This is a genomic window from Planosporangium mesophilum, assembly GCF_016863255.1.
GTDB classification, from domain to species: Bacteria; Actinomycetota; Actinomycetes; order Mycobacteriales; family Micromonosporaceae; genus Planosporangium; species Planosporangium mesophilum.
This window is the reverse complement of record NZ_BOON01000045.1, coordinates 61,170-79,104: the sequence shown is the minus strand read 5'-3', so window position 1 is coordinate 79,104 and position 17,935 is coordinate 61,170. Positions and strand designations below refer to the sequence as shown.

Below are 17,935 nucleotides of genomic sequence, written 5' to 3'. Positions count from 1 at the left end.
GCCCACATCGACCCGCAGCAACAACCCCGACGAAACCGCTACCACCGACGCGAGTAGGACCGGATGTGCGCGACCACCAGCGGTACAGCCGCAGGGCAAGCCAGCGCCACACTTTCATCCTAGGATGCTCTACGTGACGTGGTGCGGACCACCAGCGTGCCGAGCGAAAGGTCGGGGGACCACGGCTGCCCGCAGAGTCAGCGAGATGGGGCACGCGATGCCGGTCGTCGAGTGGTACGAGGCTGGGAGGTAGCCGCGTGTCACGCCTGGCCGTCCCACCGAGGCTTCTGCTGACCGGGCCACCCGGGGTCGGTAAGAGCACCACCATCGGTCGGCTGGTACAGCTCCTCCAAGAACATCGCCTGCCGGTCGGTGGGTTCGTGACCGGGCGTGAGCCGGGCGCCCGGCCGGTCGGGTCAGGCGGGCGCACGCTACCGGACGATCACGCGCCCGCGTAGATGCGTGAGTTGTGCGAATATCGAGGCCATGACGACGATCGAGCCATGACGACGATCGAGCCATGACGACGATCGAGCCATGACGACGATCGAGCCATGATGACGACCGACGAACTCCTGCGGCAGCAGGACGAACTGCGGGCCGAGGCGGACGCAATAAGTGCCGACCTGCACCTGGACGAATTGCTGCCCGCCGTCGGTGACCCCGTACGCGTGGGCAGCGCCGCCCTCGGCCTGATGGTCCGCCGGGACCTGGACGTCACAGTGGTGTGCCCAGCGCTCGACGCGGCGACGACCGGGGCGGTGGCGCAGATCGGCGCGCGGCTGGCGGTACACCCGCGCGTACGGCAGGTCCAGTTCCGCGACGACACGGGCGTGTGGAACACCGATCCGGCGTACCCGGACGGTCTCTACCTCGGTCTGCGGTACCGGTCTCCGCAGGGGCGTGACTGGACCCTGGACATCTGGTTCGTCGACGAGCCCGAACGCCAGCCTGACCTCGCCCACCTGCGAGTGATACCGCCACGACTGACTCTCGACCTTCGGGTGGCGATCCTGCGGATCAAGGAGGCGTGGGCGGACAGCCCCGAGTACGGCCGGACCGTACGCAGCTACGACGTCTACCGATCCGTGCTGGACGACGGCGTTCGGACGCCCGAGCAGTTCGCGGGGTGGCGTACGCGCACTACAACTCGCTAGCGAGGATCGTCTTCCTCGGCGTCCTCCACCTCCGCCACCCAGGCGGAGAAGACCGGCAGGCCGTGCCACGGACCGGGTGCGCCGCCGAGGCGGTCTTCGTCGACGGCGACGGCGACCACCGCGTACGGGTGGCCGAACCGCAGCTCGGCGGTCCGGACGACGCCCTCGCGCGGCGGCGTGAAGCTGGTCAGCTCCATCATTCCGGTCACCGCGGCCGCCTCGAATCCCTCCCTGCTGTACCGGGCCACGGCGGACTGCCTCGCCTCGTATCCGTACGCGGGCAGCCCGAGCACCTCCGCCAGCGTCCGCGCGGCGGCGGGGAAGCCGAGCTCGTCGTGTTCGAGCTGGTGTTGGCTGCGCGCCGACCAGGCCGGCAGCACGGCGGTGCACCGTTCCTCGCGGCCGTCCGGCGCCTTCACCGGCGCGGTCCGCTCGGTCAGCGTCCACAGTGGCGTATCGCCCAACGGCAGCTCGAAGAGTGAGTGCCGCGCCACCGACCCGCCGGTGGCAGCAGCGTGGGCCAGCTCGTACGCGGCGGCGAGCACGTCCGGGGTCGGTACCTCGGGGGTGGCCGCGACCGACGTGACAAGCAGCCCGCCCCGCGCGTGCGCGGTGTGGACCGCGACGTCGCCGGCCCGGCTGCTCGTGGCGATGTACTGGGTGTGGCCGGGGCCGTCCGGGGTGTGCAGCACCCGGTCGACCTGTCCGGCCCAGGCGCTGGCCGGGCCGAGGGCGGTGGCCGGTACGACGTCGAACGGGCGTTGCCAGGACACCCGGGTCGCCAGCGCGGTGGCCAGGACGAGGACCGTCTCCGGCCTCAGCTTCAGCGGGAAGCGGTCGATCAGCCCGTCGGTGTTCCGGTCGGCCCACGCGTCGAGCTGCGCCTGGCTGGGCAGGTCGCCGGTCTCGACCTGGTCCGGCAGCCGCGCGAGCCAGTCCGCGAGCGCCTGCGTCCCACCGCCCTCCCGGTACCACAGCCCCGCCGCCGCCATCACGAGCGGATGCCGGTTGCCCAGCAGGTCCGCCGCTGCGGCGGCGGCCGTGTCCGCGTCGGTACCGAGGACGCGGGTCAGCTCGTCGCGGGTCGTGCCGCTGCTCGCCGGGGCGCACAGTGCGAGTACCAGCCATGCCCCTAACGGGGAAGCGACGTGGTGGGACCAACCTGCGGTGGCGTGCAGCGTCTCGGCATAGCCCGCCAGCGGGCGGTACAAGCCGGCCGTTGTCGTGGTCATGGACCCCACTGTGTCACGACAAGCACTGTGTCACGACAAGCACCGGGTCATGACAAGCACTGTGTCAGGCGCGTACACCCGGTCAGCCGCCGCTGCCGTAGGGGCGGGTGATGATCTCCAGGTTGTGCCCGTTCGGGTCCTCGAAGTAGGCACCACGACCGCCGTCGTCGTGGTTGATCTGACCGACCACGTGGTGACCGGGATCGGCGTAGTAGGCGATCCCGGCCTGCCTGATCCGCCCGAAGATGGTGTCGAACTCCTCCTCCGACACCAGGAACGCGTAGTGCTGCGAGGGGATCGGCCCGGCGTCGCTGTTCATGAAGTCCAGCGTGACGCCGTTGCCGGTCTCGACCGGAATGAACGGGCCGAAGGGTGCGCCGACGCGCAGCCCCAGGATCGTGGCCAGGAAGTCGGCGGACGTTTTCTTGTCGCGGGCCGCGACGATGGTGTGGTTCAACTGAACTGACATCGTGGAGCGCCTCCTTCTCCGTGCTGATTCCAACGTACCGCCGGCATAGGGTGCCGGGATGACCCCCGACATCGACCGCCTGCGTCACATCGTCGGTTCCTGCGAGTGGCTGCTGCGGGTCCTGGAGACGGTGCGCGAGTCCGGTCTGCCGGACGCCTGGGTCGGCGCCGGCGCCGTCCGCGACCTCGTCTGGGGTCGGCTGTACGGGCCGGGGTTCGACCCCGGCGAGGTCAACGACGTCGACGTGGTCTTCTTCGACCCGGCCGACCTTGGCCGTGACCGGGACGAACAGGCAACCCGGGTACTGGCGCACGCCCGGCCCGATGTGCCATGGCAGGCCCGCAACCAGGCCGCCGTGCACACCTGGTACGCCGGAAAGTTCGGCGGCGACCCGGTCCAGCCCTTCTCGTCGGTCGCCGACGCGGTCGCCACCTGGCCCGAGACCGCTACCGCGGTGGCGGTACGGCTGGATCCGGCCGGCGGGATCGAGGTGTGCGCTCCGCTGGGGCTGGCCGATCTGCTGGCCGGCGTGTGGCGCCGCAATCCCCGTCGTGCCAGCCTGCGGGTGTCCCTCGACCGGCTCGCCCGCCACCGGCCCGCCGAACGGTGGCCGGCGGTACGGGTCATTCCGCCATGATCGTGTCGTCCGTGCCGGGACAGCCGGCGAGATTTCGCTGATGCAGCGGGGCCACGCGGCGGACGCTACCTTCCGCCGCCGACATCCGGGGAAGGTGGCGCGCGCTACCGGCTACCGGCTACCGGGCGGCGCCGACGGACCGCCGGGGCCGCTGCCCGGCGCCGCCTCGAACAGCCCCCGGAAGTCGAGTGACAGCTGTGCCATCAGCTCGGCCCACTCGGCCTCCTCGACGGCGTCGTGCAGGACGCTCAGCACGGCTCGGACGGCGTTCTCGGCTCTGACCGGGTCGACCTCGGCGCGCAGCTGGACCCGGCGGACGAACTCGGGCAGCGTGAAGCCTTCGGCCGAGATGCGGTCCTTGACCAGGTACCCGCGCACCTGCTCGGGCAGGTACCCGGCCAGGTCGTCCGCCTCTCCGGAGTCGATGCGCTCGGCGAGCGTGCGGAGCACCGCGCGGGTCAGCCGCTCGGCGAGTTCGGGGGACAGCCGGGCGCGGGCGGAGACCCGGTCCAGGAACTCGCTGTACTCCACCGGGCGGCTCTACCCGGCCGCCCTCCGGTCAAACGCCCGTCGGGCTCGGTGACGGGTACTTGCGCAGCACCCACATCTGCTGCCCCAGCGAGAAGAGGTTCTGTGTCACCCAGTAGGTGACCACACCGATCGGGAAGACGTAACCCGAGATGAGCAGCGAGAACGGGATGCCGTACAGCATCAGCCGCTGCACCATCCGCTGCTGCGGGTCCTCGGCCCAGCCGGTCTTGAGGATCATCTGACGGCTGGTGAGGAACGTCGTGGCGATCATGGCGGCGATCAGGATGGCGGCGGCGACCTTGACCGTGGTGCCATTGGCCCCGAGCAGGGACAGCTCGTGCGGCGAGGAGTGGAAACTGGCCGCGATCGGGGCGCCGAACAGCTTGGCGTGCGACGCATCGTTGAACTGGCCGAGCGTCCAGCCGTACAGCGTCCGCTTCGCCTCGGGCATCGTCGGCGTGAGGTGGCGCAGCACGTGGAACAGGCCGAAGAAGACCGGGATCTGGACCAGCATGGGCAGGCAGCCCATCAGCGGGTTGACCTTCTCCTCCCGGTACAGCTTCATCAGCTCCTGCTGGAGCGTCTCCCGGTCGCCCTTGTGCTTCTCCTGCAACGTCTTGACCCTGGGCTGGAGCGCCTGCATCGCCCGCTGCGACTTGATCTGCTTGACGAAGACCGGGAAGAGGATCGCCCGGACGGTGATGACCAGGAAGATGATGCCGAGCACCCACGACCAGTTGGTGGCCAGCCAACTGGCGCTGCCGAGCACCTTGTGCCAGACGGCGTGCCAGAACAGCAGGATCGCGGAGATGGCCTCGTAGATCACTGCCATCAGAGGACTGAAGGGGGTACTCACCGGACGGCTCCTGTCGCTTCGGGATCGAACCTGCACTGTGGACAGTCGGAGGCGGCCGCCGGTGAGCGAAAGGTGAGCGGTAAGGAAGAAAGAGAGAGCGCTCAGGCGACCGCGAGGGTCGCTGTCGGCGCTCTGGGGCGCGACCGGCCCGAGGCGTCGGGGTCGCGATGTCGTGGGATGCCGGTACGTTCGGCGTGCTCTCGCAGGACCCGTCCGGTGACCTGCGGGCGGGGGTCGGCGACGACCCGCCCGAGCAGCACCCGGGCGGCGAGGATGGCGGTCAGCAGGACACCGGTGCCGACGAGCAGACCGGTCGGTCCGACCTCGGTCAGCACGCCGACCAGGTGCCAGAGCGAGCCGACCCAGATCACGCTGTCACCATACAGCCGGGGTACAAGGCAGCCGGGGTACAAGGCAGCCGGGGTACAAGACAGCCGGCGTACAAGCCGGTTGGTCAGCGCGGCAGGCCCAGCGCGCGGGCGATGAGGTTGCGCTGGATGTCGTTGGTACCGCCGGCGACCACGCTCATGACCGACAACCGCAGCGTGTACTCGAAGCTGTGGTGCTCCGGCACGCGCTCGCCGGTGGCCAGCGCGGCGGCGGGCCCCAGGAGCTGGAGTACCGCGGTACCGAGGTCCTCCTCCAGCTCGCTACCGACGATCTTCGCCATCGGCGCCTCGACGCTGATGCCACCGCCGGCCAGCGTGGCCTGCGCGCCGGAGCTCGCCAGCGTCCGGGCGGCCTGCATCCGGGCGGCGAGTTCGGAGATGCGCCGCCGGGACGCCGAACCACGCGGGCCGACGACCCCGACGGGGTCGCGCCGGGCGAGCTCCAGGAGCGCGTCGAACTGGCGGTACAGCCGGGCGGTACCGGACGCGATGGCGATCCGCTCGTGGGCCAGCGCCTCGGTCAGCACCCGCCACCCGCCGTTGACCTCGCCGATGCGGGCGCTGTCCGGTACGCGTACGTCGTCGAAGAAGGTCGAGCACGACACGTGGCCGGCCAGGGAGGTGTGGTCCTGCCGGCTCCAGCCTGGCAGGCCGGTCGGGAACAGGAACACCGTCAACCCCGCGTGCGGCGACGCGTCCGGGTCGGTGCGCGCCGCGAGCCACACCCACTGGGCGGCGTCACCACCGGTACCCCACATCTTGACGCCGTTGATCACCCACTCGTCGCCGTCGCGGACCGCGCGGGTACGCAGCCGGGCGAGGTCCGAGCCGGTCTCCGGCTCGGAGTAGCCGAGGTAGAACGGCAGCCGGCCCTGCGCCAGCATCGGCAGGAACCGGCTCTTCTGCTCCTCGGTACCGTGCCGGGCGATGGCCGGGCCGAGCATGTCCACGGCGGTGCGGGCGGTCATCGCGATGTCGCGGTACCCCAGCTCCTGGCTGAGCACGATGCGCTCGTCGATCGACGCGTCGCGGCCGGAGTACCGGGTGGGAAAACCGGGCGCGAGGTAGCCGCGGGCCGCCAGCGCCTCGACCATGCTGGCATCGTCCGTGGTCGCATCGTCGCCGTGCGCCTTCGCGTACTCGTCGAGGAAGGTGAGCACCTCGGCGCGGAACGCCTCCGCTTCCGGGCCGAGGTCCAGCGGCGGCAGCCCGGCGCCGTTCTCCAGCAGCAGATCGGCCGGCTCACCGGCGTCGAGCGGGTAGCCCGCGACCCGGGTGGTGTCGGCGTGTACGCGGCGGAACAGCCAGGGCGCCGGGTGCTCCTCGAAGTACCCAACGGCGGCGAGCGTGTGGTGAGCGCCGAACTGCACGCGCGGAGCGGCGGTCACACCGAAGGTCACGGCCAGTTCGGCGGCGAGCAGCCACGGTACGCCGCTCAGGTACGCCCGTACCGCCTCGTCGACGAGCCGGCGCAGCGTGGTCGCGTCGATGACACCGTTGACACAGCGGTGCGAGACGGCCTGGAACGAGCCGACGGGACGGCCGAACTGGTGCCGTACCGTGGCGTGCTCGATGGCGAGTTCGTTCGCGCGCTCGGCGGCGGCCATGGCGCGGGTGACCAGCCCCAGCCGCAGCAGGGCCCGGGCCTCGTCGACCGCGCCCGGGTCCGGCGCGAACCGGACCAGTGCAGGGCCGCCCGGTACGGCCGAGCACCAGGCCGGTACGGCCAGCCCGGGGGTGGGCGTGCGGGTGGCGATCGGGCGCAGCTCGACGGGGTCGCCGGATCGGCGGGGGAGCAGCAGGACGTGGGTGGCCGGCTGTGCGCCGTCGAGGTGGCGTACCACGCCGTCGTCGTCGGCCGACCCGACGATGGGCCGTACCGTGCCGGCGGCGATCGAGTCGATCACCTCGCCGTGGCCGGCGTCACCGTGCCCGGAAATATCGTGGCGGGAGTCATCGTGGCCGGAATTACCGTGGCCGGAATTACCGTGGCCGGAATTACCGTGGCCGGAATTACCGTGGCCGGCCAGCATCCGGACGGCCACGTAGGCGTCCATCAGCGGGAGCGGGCAGGCCAGCCGGCCGAGTTCGCGGCAGACGACGACGGCGGCGTCCAGGGCGTCGTCCGCCGCGAGACCGGTCCAGCCTTGAGCGGCGGCCGCGTACCAGACGGCGGCCAGCGCCGACCCGGCCTCAACCGGGCCGGCCTCAACCGGGCCGGCCTCGACCGAGCCGGCCTCAACCGGGCCGGCCTCAACCGAGCTGGCCGCGGTGGGCGCCGGCCAGAGCCGTTCGAGCGTTCCGCGGACCGCGTCGCGGAGCTGGACCAGCTCGTCGGCGGTGAGCGCGGTCGTGCCGTTGGCGGAGGCCGGCGCGGTCACGAGGCGGCGGAGGTGGTCACGAGGCGGCCGGGGTGGTCGGCGCCTTCCAACGGGGGAAGAACGCGCGGGCGTTGCCCTCGAAGATCGCGTGCCGGTCCTCGTCGGTCAGCGTGTCGATGCTCTCGATGACCGGCTTGAGGTCGTCGAACCACTGGCCGGTCGCCGGGTCGACCACCGAACCGCTGCCCGGCTTCTCCGTGGAGAACAGGCACCGGTCCGGCCCGACGACCTTGAACAGCAGCTCCAGCGATTCCTTGTTGTAGAGCACGGTGTCGAACCAGAGCCGGCGCAGCGAGACCTCGAAGCGCTCGGCATCCGGGCCGTCGCCCAGTCCGCGGCTGAGCCGGGCGGCCTGCCACCGGCCGATCTGGTAGGGGACCGAGCCGCCGCCGTGCGAGATCATCAGCTTCAGGGTGGGGAAGTCCCGGAACACGTCGGAGCGCATCAGCGACATGACCGCGATCGACGCCTCGGTGATGAAGTGGTCGCTGTAGACCTCCCGCCCGTTGTAGCAGCCGGCCGAGTGGATCATCGCTGGTACGTCCAGCTCGACGAGGCGCTCGTACAGCGGGTACCAGAAGCGGTCGCCGAGGGTGGGGGTGTGGCCCTTGCCCTCGTACGGGTCGGGGTTGACGCTCACCCCGACGCAGCCCAGCTCCTCCACGGCCCGGTTGAGCTCGGGTAGGCAGGACTCGACCGGGGTGCCGGCGCACAGCGGCAGGCCCGCGACGCCGGCGAAGCGGTCCGGGTGCATCTGAACGGTACGGGCGATGAGCTCGTTGTTCGCGGCGATCCAGCGGTGCACGATGGCCTGCGGCTCGAACGAGTGCATCTGCTGGAACGGCCGGGGCGAGATGAACTGCACGTCGGTACCGACGCCGTCCATGATCGCGATGTTCTGCGCCGCGGACTCGGCCAGCATGTCGTCGGTGATGCCGTGCCCGTTCTTGTGGTACCCGCCGGAGCCGATCAGCTGGGCCCGGTAGGCGTAGAAGACCTCGGGAGCGACGAGATGGGCGTGGCTGTCGACAATCATGAGACTCCTCCGAGGTAGGCGATCAACTCGCACTGCACGTGGATGGTCGGCGGCAGCTCCTGTACGAGCGTGTGCCGCGCGGGCCGGTCCGCCGGGTCGGGGAACATCCGCAGCCACTCGGCGTTGATCGCCTCGCGGCTGGCCCGGTCGCGGACGAAGAAGGTCAGCTTCGCGATGTCGGCGACGCTTCCGCCGGCCGCGTCGAGAACCCGGCCGATGTTCGCGAACACGTGCGCGACCTGCTCGGTGAGGTCCTCAGGGACCCGCCCGCCGGCCGGGTCCTGGCCCAGGATCCCGCTGGAGACCAGCAGCGGCCCGACCAGGCAGGCCTGGGGGATCGGCGCGCCGCCGTGGTGCAGGCCCTCGATCTCGATGGAGCGCCGGTTACTCATCCCCCGATCCCCTCCAACCGTATATGTCCAGGGTGGACTCGCCAGCCCGCAGTCGCGCCAGCACGTCGGCCTCCTTGCGTTCCCGTTCCTCGCCGGCGGCGAGCACCTCCTCGACCCGGTCGGCGGGCAGGGCGACCACGCCGTCGGCGTCACCGACCACGAGGTCACCGCGCCGGACGAGCACGTCGCCCAGCAGTACCGGGGCGCCCAGCGCACCGGGCCTGGTGTGGTCCTTGAGCGTGCCGCGGATGGAGCGGACGGCGGAGAAGACCGGGAAGCCCAGGTCGCTGATGCGTTCGCAGTCGCGTACCCCGCCGTCGATGACGAGGCCGGCCAGGCCGCGCTCCTGCGCCGCTACGGTCGTGATCTCGCCCCAGTAGCCGTACTCCTCACCGAGACCGGTCTGCACGACCAGGACGTCGCCGGGGCTGGCCGCGTAGATCGCACGGTGCAGCCACAGGTTGTCGCCCACCGGGCAGAGCACCGGAAAGGCCGGCCCGGCGAGGCGCAGGGCCGGGTCGACGGGGCGGAACCGCGATGGCAGCGCGCCGATCCGGCCGGCGGCCTCGTGCAGCGTCGCCGCGCCCTGCCGGGCCGCGCGCCCGCTGACGGACGCGTCAGCGTCCCCGGTGAACGAGGACGCGCCGGCGCCGCCGCGGTCAGCGGCTGCGCCGGCACGATTGTCCACACTGGTCACTTGGTGACGTCCTCGCCGGTGACCGGGTGGGTGTAGTGGAAGGGGACGGTCTCGGTGTGCGGGAACATCTTCCAGTCCGCGACGATCTCGTCGGGTCCGTGCGGGTCGGCGGGGTACAGCTCGGTGATGTAGCCGTCGTACTCCAGCGGCGTCCGCGACCAGCCCTGGTCGAACTGCCCCTGCCACTGCGCCCGCCAGTTGAGCACTTTGATCCGCCACTGCCCGTTCTCGCGCACGTAGCTGTTCTCGTAGATGCCGCCCTCCCACCACTGGCGGAAGCCCGGCTGGCTCTCGTGGGTACCGGCCTGCATGACCGAGCGGACGCGCGCCTTGGCGCTCTGCCGGTCCGGAGCGACGGTGACCACCGGCTGCAGTTGCGGGTGGTCGAGCAACTGGCCGTACCGGGGGCCGTTCTGCCCGCCGGCAAACTTCGTCTTGAAGCGTCCGCCGTAGAGGCGGCGCACGCCTTCCTTGCCCCGCCAGATGCCGTGCAGGAAGTGAACCTCGGGGTCGTTGTCGGCGAACAGGTCGACCACCTGGTCGTAGTAGGTCTTGTCCAGGTAGTAGCCGTACTGGAACTGCAGGCGCTCGATCGCCTGAATGTCCTCGACGACGCCCAGGCGGTGCTCCAGGTCGGCGATCCGCTGGTGCAGGGCCGCGGTGTCGGGCGTGTTCTCGGTGCTGCTCGTCATGGGTATCCCATCTCCTGCGGCGGGGCGAGCGGCGCGGTGCGCGCCTGCCTCGGGTGGTGTGCCGGGGTCGCCGGCGACTCCTTCAGGCTTGCGACGGTGCCGGACTTGCGACTCCGGCAGGCTTGCGACGGTGCCGGACTTGCGACGCTGTCAGGCTTGCGACGGTCAAGCCGGCCGACGGTCAAGGCGACCGACGGTGTGGTCGACGCAGGCTGGATGAGATGCGAGCTTGCGACGACCGTCAATCGAACGACGACCTTGCTGAGGTTGCATCAGTGTGTGTGGAGGGCCGCGCGGCGAGCGCCGCTGCTCGGTTCGAGCAGGTGCTCATCGCCCGGTCGACGGTGACCAATCACCGATCGTCAAAACAGTATGCGAAGCGGTGACGAGCGTCAAGAGCTTGCCGATTTAGCGGGAGGCGTGTGCACCCGTGCACGGCGCGGAGCGCCAGGCACGCACGGCGCGGAGCGCCAGGCACGCATGAGGCGGAGCCGGAGCGCTGAGCGCGCCGGGCACGGTTCGTCTGCGCCCGGCGCGCTCAGCGCTCCGGGCACGGGGGACCACTGGAGAGGAAAGGGTCAGGAAACGGCCGGGCGCGGGCCCGGCACCGTCGTGGCCCCGGACCGGCCCCCGCGACGGGCGCCGGTCCGGCTTCGCGGCTCCGACTGCGCCTCCGACTGCGCCTTCGACCGCGCCTCCGACCGCGCCTCCGACCGCGCCTCCGACTGTGGCTCCGGCTCGGGCTGCCGGCCCGGCTCCAGCACGATGCGGTCGAGCACGGTGTCGGCCACCAGCTGCGCAGTGTCCACGTAGGCGCGTCGCAGCCGCAGCGCGACGTGCTCGGCGCGTACCGCGGGCCAGTCGGCGGGCAGGTGTTCCAGCGGCAGCCGGGGGTCTTCGCGGTGGAGGACCAGCCAGTCACTGGCCAGGCAGAGCTGGCGGGCCAGGTCGTCCTCGGCGTCGGGCATCGGCGTGGGATGGTCCCACCGGTCGAGGAACTCGTCGTAGCGCTGCCGCAGGGCGTCGAGGTTCCACGCCTCGTGGATGAGCTGCGTGGCCTGGGTCGGCGGCAGCGTTGTGGCCTGGAAGGCGCTGACGTGGTCGAGGACGTCGAGCCCGTCCAGCAGTCGCGGTACGTCGACGTGGGAGGCGGCGATCCACAGCCCGTTCTGGAGCAGCCCGAAGCGGGCCCACAGCAGGCGCGAGCGCAGCAGGTGCCGGTCGGCCCGCCGGGTCTCGGGCAGGGAGAAGGCGAGCAGCGTCCAGTTTCCGTCCCAGTCCCGGTTCACCGGGGTCTGCCAGGCTCGCGCGCCACCCTGTTCGAGGATCTCGGCGGCGCGGTCGCTCAGCCCGAGGTAGATCTTCTTGCCCTGGCGGTGCCGCTCGAGCAGCCCGCGCTTGACCATCCGGGCCAGGGTGGAGCGCGCCGCGTGCTCGGCGACGTTGACCCGCCGCAGGACCTCGATGAAGCTACCGGTGAAGACGGCCTCCCGCCGGCCGAGCAGATGGATGCCGCAGAAGGTCAGGACGTACGTCTGCGGGCGGACGGTCACCCGGCGGCCATTTCCGCCCGAGGTCGCGGGTTCACCCTCGTCCGGACCAAAATCGTCCATGGTCTCGGCCATGCGACCCTCCCCACGCGTCACCGGCATTGTCCTTCGCGGTATCAGTTCGCGACGTCGGCCGGCGAACTACCCGCCGCGCCGGGTCCGGTCACGTACCTTTAGAAGTCCTGCTGACGGGCGTCAGCAGGCAGTCGATCGAACGAACTCCCTGAACGGACCGTCCCTCATCGTACGCGTCCCCGACACGACGGCTGAGCCGATGTCGGGACGGTGCGCCTGCGCAGCATACCCACCATGAGGGCAAATAAGTTAGATCGTTGACGACCGAAATATATTTGACTAATGTCCTGAGCAACCCGGCGCGCTGAGGCCGATGCGGCTGCTCGACGCGTCCATCGCTTCCATCGCTGCGCCGACCCGCGGCTTGAGAGGACACGCGCATGCAACTAGAGGGCAAATCCGCTGTAGTGACGGGCGCCGGCCGGGGACTGGGCCGCGCGTACGCCATGGCGCTGGCCGCCGCGGGAGCCGCGGTCGTGGTCAACGACGTGGACGCGGAGGTCGCCGAGGCGACCGTCACGGAGATCCGGGAGGCCGGCGGCACCGCGGTCGCCGAGATCTGCGCGGTCGGTACGTCCGAGAGTGCCGACGCTCTCGTGGGCCGCGCCGTCAAGGAGTTCGGTCGCCTGGACATCATGGTGACCAACGCCGGCGTGCTGCGCGACCGCACCCTGAACAAGATGACCGACGAGGACTTCGACGCCGTCATCTCCACCCACCTGCGGGGCACGTTCACCTGCGGCCGGGCCGCGGTGGCGCAGTTTCGCGCGCAGGGCGGCGGCGGCCGGCTCATCCTGATCGGCTCACCGGCCGGCCAGCGCGCGAGCTTCGGCCAGACCAACTACTCGGCGGCCAAGGCGGCGATCGTCGGACTGGTCCGTACCTGGGCCGCGGAGACGCAGCGGTACGGCATCACCGTCAATGGCGTCATCCCGGTGGCCCTGACCCGGATGGTCGCGACGATCCCGGGCATGGGCCCGCTCGTCGAGGCCGCGGAGGCCGGCCGGCCGCTGCCGGCGGCGGTGCGCCGCTCGGGCCTGGGTGCCTCCGAGGACGTGGCCCCGGTGGTCGTCTTCCTCGCCTCCGACGCCGCCGCCGGCGTGACCGGCCAGGCCATCGGCGCCGGCGGTGACCGCATCGCGCTGTGGTCGCACCCGACCGAGGTCGCGGTGGCGGTGCGCGACGGCGGCTGGACCGCCGACACGATCGCGGAGGCGTTCCCCGCCACGTTCCAACCGCACCTGCAGGACTTCCACCAGCTCAACCAGGGCCCGCCGCCGGGGGCCGACAAGCCCGCGGCCGACAAGCCCGCGGCCGACAAGGGCGACAAGGACAAGGGCGACAAGGACAAGAGCCCGGAGGCGGGACGATGAGCTGGAAGTCGCGGCTGGACATCGACGCGCTGACCGCCATCGACGTGCACACCCACGTGCACCGCTCGGTACGGGCCCGCTCGGGCGAGGGTCTCGACGAGATGCTCGAGTCGATGTCGGACTACTTCGGCTCCGGCGGCGTCACCGGCCACACCGTGCCCGAGATCGCGGCGTACTACCGCGAGCGCCGGATGGCCGCCGTCGTGTTCGGCGTCGACAGCGCGGCCGACTCCGACGAGATGGTGCCCACCAACGAGGAGGTCGCCGAGCTCGCGACCGAGCACGCCGACGTCCTCATCCCGTTCGCGAGCATCGACCCGGCGCGCGGTGCCTCCGGGGTGCGCGCGGCGCGGCGCCTCATCGAGGACTACGGCGTACAGGGGTTCAAGTTCCACCCCAACACGATGGGGTTCTACCCCAACGACCGGGTCGCGTACCCGCTGTACGAGGTGATCGCCGAGTACGGGCTGATCGCCCTGTTCCACACCGGACAGACCGGGGTGGGCGCCGGCACGCCCGGCGGCGGGGGCATCCGGCTCAAGTACTCGAACCCGATGTACGTCGACGACGTGGCCGTCGACTTCCCCGACATGAAGATCATCCTGGCCCACCCGTCGTTCCCCTGGCAGGACGAGGCGCTGTCGGTCGCGACGCACAAGCCGAGCGTGTACATCGACCTGTCGGGCTGGTCGCCGAAGTACTTCCCGCCGCAGCTCGTCCAGTACGCCAACTCGCTGCTGCGCCACAAGGTGCTGTTCGGCTCCGACTACCCGGTGATCACGCCGGAGCGCTGGATGAGCGACTTCGAAAAGATCAACATCAAGCCGGAGGTGCGGCCGCTCATCCTCAAGGAGAACGCGGTGAAGCTCTTCGGGCTCGAGACGGGAGGCGTCGGGACATCCGGAGGGGAGGCGACGCCGTGAGGGAGAGCTTCGCGACCGTACTGGAGACCGTGGTCGACGTGATGGGCGACCGGGCCGCCGTCGTCCACGGCTCGCACTCGGTCACCTTCGCCGAGCTGGACGAGCGGGCCTCCCGGCTGGCCGGGTACCTCGCCGCCCGCGGCGTGGGCCGCGAGTCCCGGGTCGCGATCGCGCTCTACAACGGCGCCGAGTACGTCGAGAGCGTCTTCGCCGTGCTCAAGCTGGGCGGCGTACCGCTCAACGTGAACTACCGGTACCGCGAGGCGGAGCTGACCCATCTGCTCACCGACGCCGGTGCCGAGGCGCTGGTGTTCGACGCCGCGCTGGACGAGCGCATCGCCACGGTCGCGCCGGCGCTGCCGAAGCTGGGCACGCTGATCCGGGTGGCCGGGTCCGACGGCGGGATCAGCACCGCGCCGGCGGGCGCGGTCCCGTACGCCGACGCGATCGCCGATACCGGGCCGTTGCCGCGCACGGACCGGGAGAGCGGCCACTGGCTGATGTACACCGGTGGCACGACCGGTGCGCCCAAGGGCGTACTGACCACGCACAACTGGCTGTTCAACGCCGTGTCGCCCAACGGGTACGGGCTGATCGGGGTGGACAAGCCGACGTCGCTGGCCGAGCTGGCGGAGCTGACCCGCAGGCTGCGCGACGAGGGCCCACGGATGGTCACGCTGCCCGCGCCGCCGCTGATGCACTCCACCGGCATGTACTGCAGCCTCGGGACGCTGCTGGCCGGCGGCACGGTCGGGTACCTCACCTCCCGGTCGTACGTCGCCGACGAGTTGGCCCGTCTGATCGGCGAGTACGGCGCCACCGTCGTGGCGCTCGTGGGTGACGTCTTCGCCCGGCCCCTGGCGGACGCGCTCGACGCCGCGGCCGACCGGGGCGAGCCCTACGACCTGTCCACCCTGGAGTGGATCGTCAGCGTCGGGGTGACCTGGAGCGCCGACGTCAAGGAGCGGCTGCTGCGGCACGGCGACTTCATCTGCCGGGACGTGGTCGCCGCCTCCGAGGGCGGGCCGTTCGCCATCTCGCTGACCCGGCGCGGCGAGAACACCGTCACCTCGCGCTTCGAACTGATCCCCGGCGCGCGGGTGATCACCCCGGAGGGGCGGGACGTGGTACCCGGCTCCGGCGAGGTCGGCGTGCTCGCCGCCCCGGCCGACGAGGAGATCGGCTACCAGGGCGACCCGGACAAGACCGCGCAGACGTTCCGGTACATCGACGGCCAGCGGTACTGCGCCCCCGGCGACCTGGCCACCATCGAGGCCGACGGGGCGCTGGTGTTCAAGGGGCGCGACAGCCGCGTCATCAACACCGGCGGCGAGAAGGTCTTCGCCGAGGAGGTGGAGCAGGTCCTGCTGCGCCACCCCAAGGTCGACGACGCCTACGTCGTCGGCGTCCGCGACGAACGGTGGGGCAGCCGCGTCGCGGCCGTCGTCGCCTCCTCCGACCCGGAGCCGCCCACCGAGCGGGAGCTGCGGGATTTCGTCGACACCCAGCTCGCCGGCTACAAGTGCCCGCGATCGGTCGTCGTCGTACCGGAGCTGCGGCGCAGCCCGGCCGGCAAGGCCGACCTGCGCTGGGCCCAGCAGATCGCCACACCCTCGCAAGCAACACCGTCCCCATCTGGAGGAGAAGCATGAGCACGCCCACCATCGTCAGCGGTGTCGAGGGAGCGCTGTCCCTGCAGGGCCGCGACCTCGGCTGGACCCCGTACCTCGAGGTCACCCAGGAGCAGGTCAACCTGTTCGCCGACGCCACCGGCGACCACCAGTGGATCCACGTCGACCCGGAGCGGGCGGCCACCGGCCCGTTCAAGCAGACCATCGCCCACGGCTACCTGACGCTGTCGCTCACGCCGGTGTTCCTGCCGCAGCTCGTCCAGATCGAGGGCTTCTCGATGGGCGTCAACTACGGCACCGACAAGGTGCGCTTCCCGTCGCCGGTCCCGGTCGGCAGCAAGCTGCGCTGCGGCGGCAAGGTCGACTCGGTCACCGAGATCCCCGGCGGCGTCCAGATGACGGTGACGCTGACCTTCGAGGTGGAGGGGCAGGCCAAGCCGAGCTGTGTGGCCACCATCCTGCTGCGGCAGTACGTGTGATGAACGCCCCCACCCCGGCCGACCGGGCGCTGGTCGCCCGGTTGGCCGCGTTGGACTCGTGCGCGCTCTCCGACGCCCTCGACGGGCTGGGCGCGGCCGGCGCGCTCACCGGCATCCGTCCACTCTGGCCGGTACGGCGGACCGTGGTCGGCCGGATCCGTACCCTGCGGGTGGGCCCCAAGGAGCCGGAGAGCGGCCCGACCGTACATCTGGCCACCCCGCTGCTGGCAGATGCCGGCGTCGGTGACGTGATCCTGGTCGACGCCGGCGGCCGGGAGGACGTCTCCAGCTGGGGCGGCATCCTCAGTACCGCCGCGACCCTGGCCGGCGTCTCCGGCGTGGTCATCGACGGCGCGTGCCGCGACATCGGCGAGAGCGAGCAGCTCGGCCTGCCGGTGTTCGGCCGGGCGGTGGTACCGGTCAGCGCGCGCGGTCGCATCGTGCAGCTCGCCATGGACGAGCCGATCACCGTCGCCGGCGCCCCCGCGCGCTCCGGCGACTACCTGATCGGCGACGTCAACGGCGTCGTCATCGTGGCCGCCGAGCTCGCCGAGGCCGCGGTGGAGCTGGCCGAGCGGATCGCCGCCCGGGAGGCCGCCATGGTCGCCGCGGTGCGTTCCGGCCGGCCGGTCGCCGAGGTCATGCACGACTCGCAGTTCCCGACGCCGAAGGGCACAACATGAGCGGGCAATCTTTCCCTGAGGAGGTCGCCGCGTTACCGACCGCGGCGGTCTCGGACGCGCTCGACGCGCTGGGCATCCCCGGGCAGCTGCTGGGCCTGGCGCCGCTGGCGCCGGGGCAGCGGCTGCTGGGCCGCGCGTACACGGTGCGGTACGTGGCCACCGGCGTGCCGCCCGGCACGGTCGGCGACTACATCGACGACGTGCCCCCGGGCGCCGTGGTGGTGCTCGACAACGGCGGCCGGGTGGACTGCACCGTGTGGGGGGACATCCTGACCGCGGTCGCCTCGACCCGGCGCGTCGCCGGCACCGTCATCGACGGCGTCTGCCGGGACACCCACCGGGCCCGTACGACGGGCTACCCGATCTACAGCCGCGGCTACTTCATGCGTACCGGCAAGGACCGGGTCGCGGTCTCCGACATCGAGAAGCCGGTGTCGATCGCCGGGGTACAGGTGCGCCCCGGTGACCTGATCCTCGGTGACTCGGACGGCGTCCTGACCGTTCCGGCCGCCCGGGAGGCGGAGGTGCTGGAGAAGGCGCTGGAGATCGAGCGCGTGGAGGCGGCCATCCTGGCCGAGGCGATCGAGGGCGGGTCGCTGCGTCAGGCCCGTGCCCGGCTGGGCTACCACACGCTGCAGCGCCGTGGTGGCGCTCCTGCCGCTACCGACTAGCACGCCCTGCTGTTACCCATTAGTAAGTCAATACTTCTGCAAGGCGTCATCAAAGTGCGTCTCGATTGCGGAGTGGTTGCA

19 protein-coding genes and 1 pseudogene are annotated in these 17,935 nt (G+C 71.2%); 9 read left to right on the top strand and 11 right to left on the bottom strand.

Annotated elements, in window-relative coordinates:
* Positions 1-257: 257 nt before the first annotated feature.
* Complete coding sequence (locus Pme01_RS31835; protein ID WP_168117329.1) at positions 258-458, top strand: nucleoside-triphosphatase; 201 nt, start codon at positions 258-260, stop codon at positions 456-458.
* A 96-nt stretch (positions 459-554) separates the two neighbouring features.
* Entirely contained in the window at positions 555-1,157 is a 603-nt protein-coding gene (locus Pme01_RS23265; protein WP_239088407.1) for a hypothetical protein, read from the top strand.
* Here the strand turns inward: Pme01_RS23265 and Pme01_RS23260 are convergent.
* Complete coding sequence (locus Pme01_RS23260) at positions 1,154-2,389, bottom strand: serpin family protein (protein ID WP_168117330.1); 1,236 nt, start codon at positions 2,387-2,389, stop codon at positions 1,154-1,156. The genes Pme01_RS23265 and Pme01_RS23260 overlap by 4 nt on opposite strands.
* An 82-nt stretch (positions 2,390-2,471) precedes the next feature.
* Positions 2,472-2,858 carry a VOC family protein gene (locus tag Pme01_RS23255; protein ID WP_168117331.1) on the bottom strand — a complete coding sequence of 129 codons (387 nt, stop codon included), beginning with the start codon at positions 2,856-2,858 and terminating at the stop codon, positions 2,472-2,474.
* Between the two features lie 58 nt (positions 2,859-2,916).
* Here Pme01_RS23255 and Pme01_RS23250 point away from each other — a divergent pair, with 58 nt between their 5' ends.
* Entirely contained in the window at positions 2,917-3,495 is a 579-nt protein-coding gene (locus tag Pme01_RS23250; protein ID WP_168117332.1) for a nucleotidyltransferase family protein, read from the top strand.
* A gap of 111 nt (positions 3,496-3,606) precedes the next feature.
* Here the strand turns inward: Pme01_RS23250 and Pme01_RS23245 are convergent, their stop codons facing one another.
* From Pme01_RS23245 to Pme01_RS23205, 9 genes and pseudogenes are all read right to left on the bottom strand, one after another.
* The gene (locus Pme01_RS23245) at positions 3,607-4,026 is read right to left on the bottom strand and encodes a DUF2267 domain-containing protein (RefSeq protein WP_168117333.1); all 420 of its coding nucleotides are present in this window, start codon (positions 4,024-4,026) and stop codon (positions 3,607-3,609) included.
* Positions 4,027-4,072: 46 nt separating this feature from the next.
* A pseudogene (gene yidC, locus Pme01_RS23240) lies at positions 4,073-4,858 on the bottom strand (membrane protein insertase YidC); the annotation flags it as partial.
* Between the two features lie 125 nt (positions 4,859-4,983).
* Positions 4,984-5,253 (bottom strand): DUF6412 domain-containing protein, encoded by a 270-nt coding sequence (locus Pme01_RS23235; RefSeq protein ID WP_168117335.1) that lies wholly within the window; start codon positions 5,251-5,253, stop codon positions 4,984-4,986.
* 83 nt (positions 5,254-5,336) lie between these two features.
* Positions 5,337-7,652, bottom strand: a complete 2,316-nt coding sequence (locus Pme01_RS23230; protein ID WP_168117336.1) for an acyl-CoA dehydrogenase family protein — start codon at positions 7,650-7,652, stop codon at positions 5,337-5,339.
* Between the two features lie 16 nt (positions 7,653-7,668).
* Positions 7,669-8,688: an amidohydrolase family protein gene (locus Pme01_RS23225; RefSeq protein ID WP_168117337.1), complete on the bottom strand. Its 1,020-nt coding sequence runs from the start codon at positions 8,686-8,688 to the stop codon at positions 7,669-7,671.
* On the bottom strand, positions 8,685-9,080 hold the full coding sequence (locus Pme01_RS23220; RefSeq protein WP_168117338.1) for a RidA family protein: 396 nt from the start codon (positions 9,078-9,080) through the stop codon (positions 8,685-8,687). The genes Pme01_RS23225 and Pme01_RS23220 overlap by 4 nt, the downstream gene beginning before the upstream one ends.
* Positions 9,073-9,777 (bottom strand): RraA family protein, encoded by a 705-nt coding sequence (locus Pme01_RS23215; RefSeq protein ID WP_239088406.1) that lies wholly within the window; start codon positions 9,775-9,777, stop codon positions 9,073-9,075. Before Pme01_RS23215 ends, Pme01_RS23220 begins: the two co-directional genes overlap by 8 nt.
* Positions 9,774-10,469, bottom strand: a complete 696-nt coding sequence (locus tag Pme01_RS23210) for a nuclear transport factor 2 family protein (RefSeq protein ID WP_168117339.1) — start codon at positions 10,467-10,469, stop codon at positions 9,774-9,776. The genes Pme01_RS23215 and Pme01_RS23210 overlap by 4 nt, the downstream gene beginning before the upstream one ends.
* 578 nt (positions 10,470-11,047) lie before the next feature.
* On the bottom strand, positions 11,048-12,094 hold the full coding sequence (locus Pme01_RS23205) for a PaaX family transcriptional regulator (RefSeq protein ID WP_203935819.1): 1,047 nt from the start codon (positions 12,092-12,094) through the stop codon (positions 11,048-11,050).
* A gap of 380 nt (positions 12,095-12,474) precedes the next feature.
* Between Pme01_RS23205 and Pme01_RS23200 the strand changes: the two genes are divergently transcribed.
* From Pme01_RS23200 to Pme01_RS23175, 6 genes are read left to right on the top strand one after another with little or no spacing between them, the layout of a single operon-like run.
* Positions 12,475-13,467, top strand: a complete 993-nt coding sequence (locus Pme01_RS23200) for an SDR family NAD(P)-dependent oxidoreductase (protein WP_168117340.1) — start codon at positions 12,475-12,477, stop codon at positions 13,465-13,467.
* Positions 13,464-14,390 (top strand): amidohydrolase family protein, encoded by a 927-nt coding sequence (locus Pme01_RS23195; RefSeq protein WP_168117341.1) that lies wholly within the window; start codon positions 13,464-13,466, stop codon positions 14,388-14,390. The genes Pme01_RS23200 and Pme01_RS23195 overlap by 4 nt, the downstream gene beginning before the upstream one ends.
* Complete coding sequence (locus tag Pme01_RS23190; RefSeq protein ID WP_168117342.1) at positions 14,387-16,042, top strand: AMP-binding protein; 1,656 nt, start codon at positions 14,387-14,389, stop codon at positions 16,040-16,042. The genes Pme01_RS23195 and Pme01_RS23190 overlap by 4 nt, the downstream gene beginning before the upstream one ends.
* Positions 16,039-16,500, top strand: a complete 462-nt coding sequence (locus Pme01_RS23185) for a MaoC family dehydratase (RefSeq protein WP_168117343.1) — start codon at positions 16,039-16,041, stop codon at positions 16,498-16,500. Before Pme01_RS23190 ends, Pme01_RS23185 begins: the two co-directional genes overlap by 4 nt.
* A complete protein-coding gene (locus tag Pme01_RS23180) occupies positions 16,500-17,183 on the top strand; it encodes an RraA family protein (RefSeq protein ID WP_168117344.1) in 684 nt (227 codons plus the stop codon). The genes Pme01_RS23185 and Pme01_RS23180 overlap by 1 nt, the downstream gene beginning before the upstream one ends.
* Entirely contained in the window at positions 17,180-17,854 is a 675-nt protein-coding gene (locus Pme01_RS23175; RefSeq protein WP_168117345.1) for an RraA family protein, read from the top strand. Before Pme01_RS23180 ends, Pme01_RS23175 begins: the two co-directional genes overlap by 4 nt.
* Positions 17,855-17,935 lie beyond the last annotated feature (81 nt).

Coding starts and splice junctions, on each gene's coding strand:
- Pme01_RS23265 (WP_239088407.1), top strand. CDS start 555: ATGATGACGACCGACGAACTCCTGCGGCAGCAGGACGAACTGCGGGCC.
- Pme01_RS23260 (WP_168117330.1), bottom strand. CDS start 2,389: ATGACCACGACAACGGCCGGCTTGTACCGCCCGCTGGCGGGCTATGCC.
- Pme01_RS23255 (WP_168117331.1), bottom strand. CDS start 2,858: ATGTCAGTTCAGTTGAACCACACCATCGTCGCGGCCCGCGACAAGAAA.
- Pme01_RS23250 (WP_168117332.1), top strand. CDS start 2,917: ATGACCCCCGACATCGACCGCCTGCGTCACATCGTCGGTTCCTGCGAG.
- Pme01_RS23225 (WP_168117337.1), bottom strand. CDS start 8,688: ATGATTGTCGACAGCCACGCCCATCTCGTCGCTCCCGAGGTCTTCTAC.
- Pme01_RS23220 (WP_168117338.1), bottom strand. CDS start 9,080: ATGAGTAACCGGCGCTCCATCGAGATCGAGGGCCTGCACCACGGCGGC.
- Pme01_RS23210 (WP_168117339.1), bottom strand. CDS start 10,469: ATGACGAGCAGCACCGAGAACACGCCCGACACCGCGGCCCTGCACCAG.
- Pme01_RS23205 (WP_203935819.1), bottom strand. CDS start 12,094: ATGGCCGAGACCATGGACGATTTTGGTCCGGACGAGGGTGAACCCGCG.
- Pme01_RS23200 (WP_168117340.1), top strand. CDS start 12,475: ATGCAACTAGAGGGCAAATCCGCTGTAGTGACGGGCGCCGGCCGGGGA.
- Pme01_RS23195 (WP_168117341.1), top strand. CDS start 13,464: ATGAGCTGGAAGTCGCGGCTGGACATCGACGCGCTGACCGCCATCGAC.
- Pme01_RS23185 (WP_168117343.1), top strand. CDS start 16,039: ATGAGCACGCCCACCATCGTCAGCGGTGTCGAGGGAGCGCTGTCCCTG.
- Pme01_RS23180 (WP_168117344.1), top strand. CDS start 16,500: ATGAACGCCCCCACCCCGGCCGACCGGGCGCTGGTCGCCCGGTTGGCC.
- Pme01_RS23175 (WP_168117345.1), top strand. CDS start 17,180: ATGAGCGGGCAATCTTTCCCTGAGGAGGTCGCCGCGTTACCGACCGCG.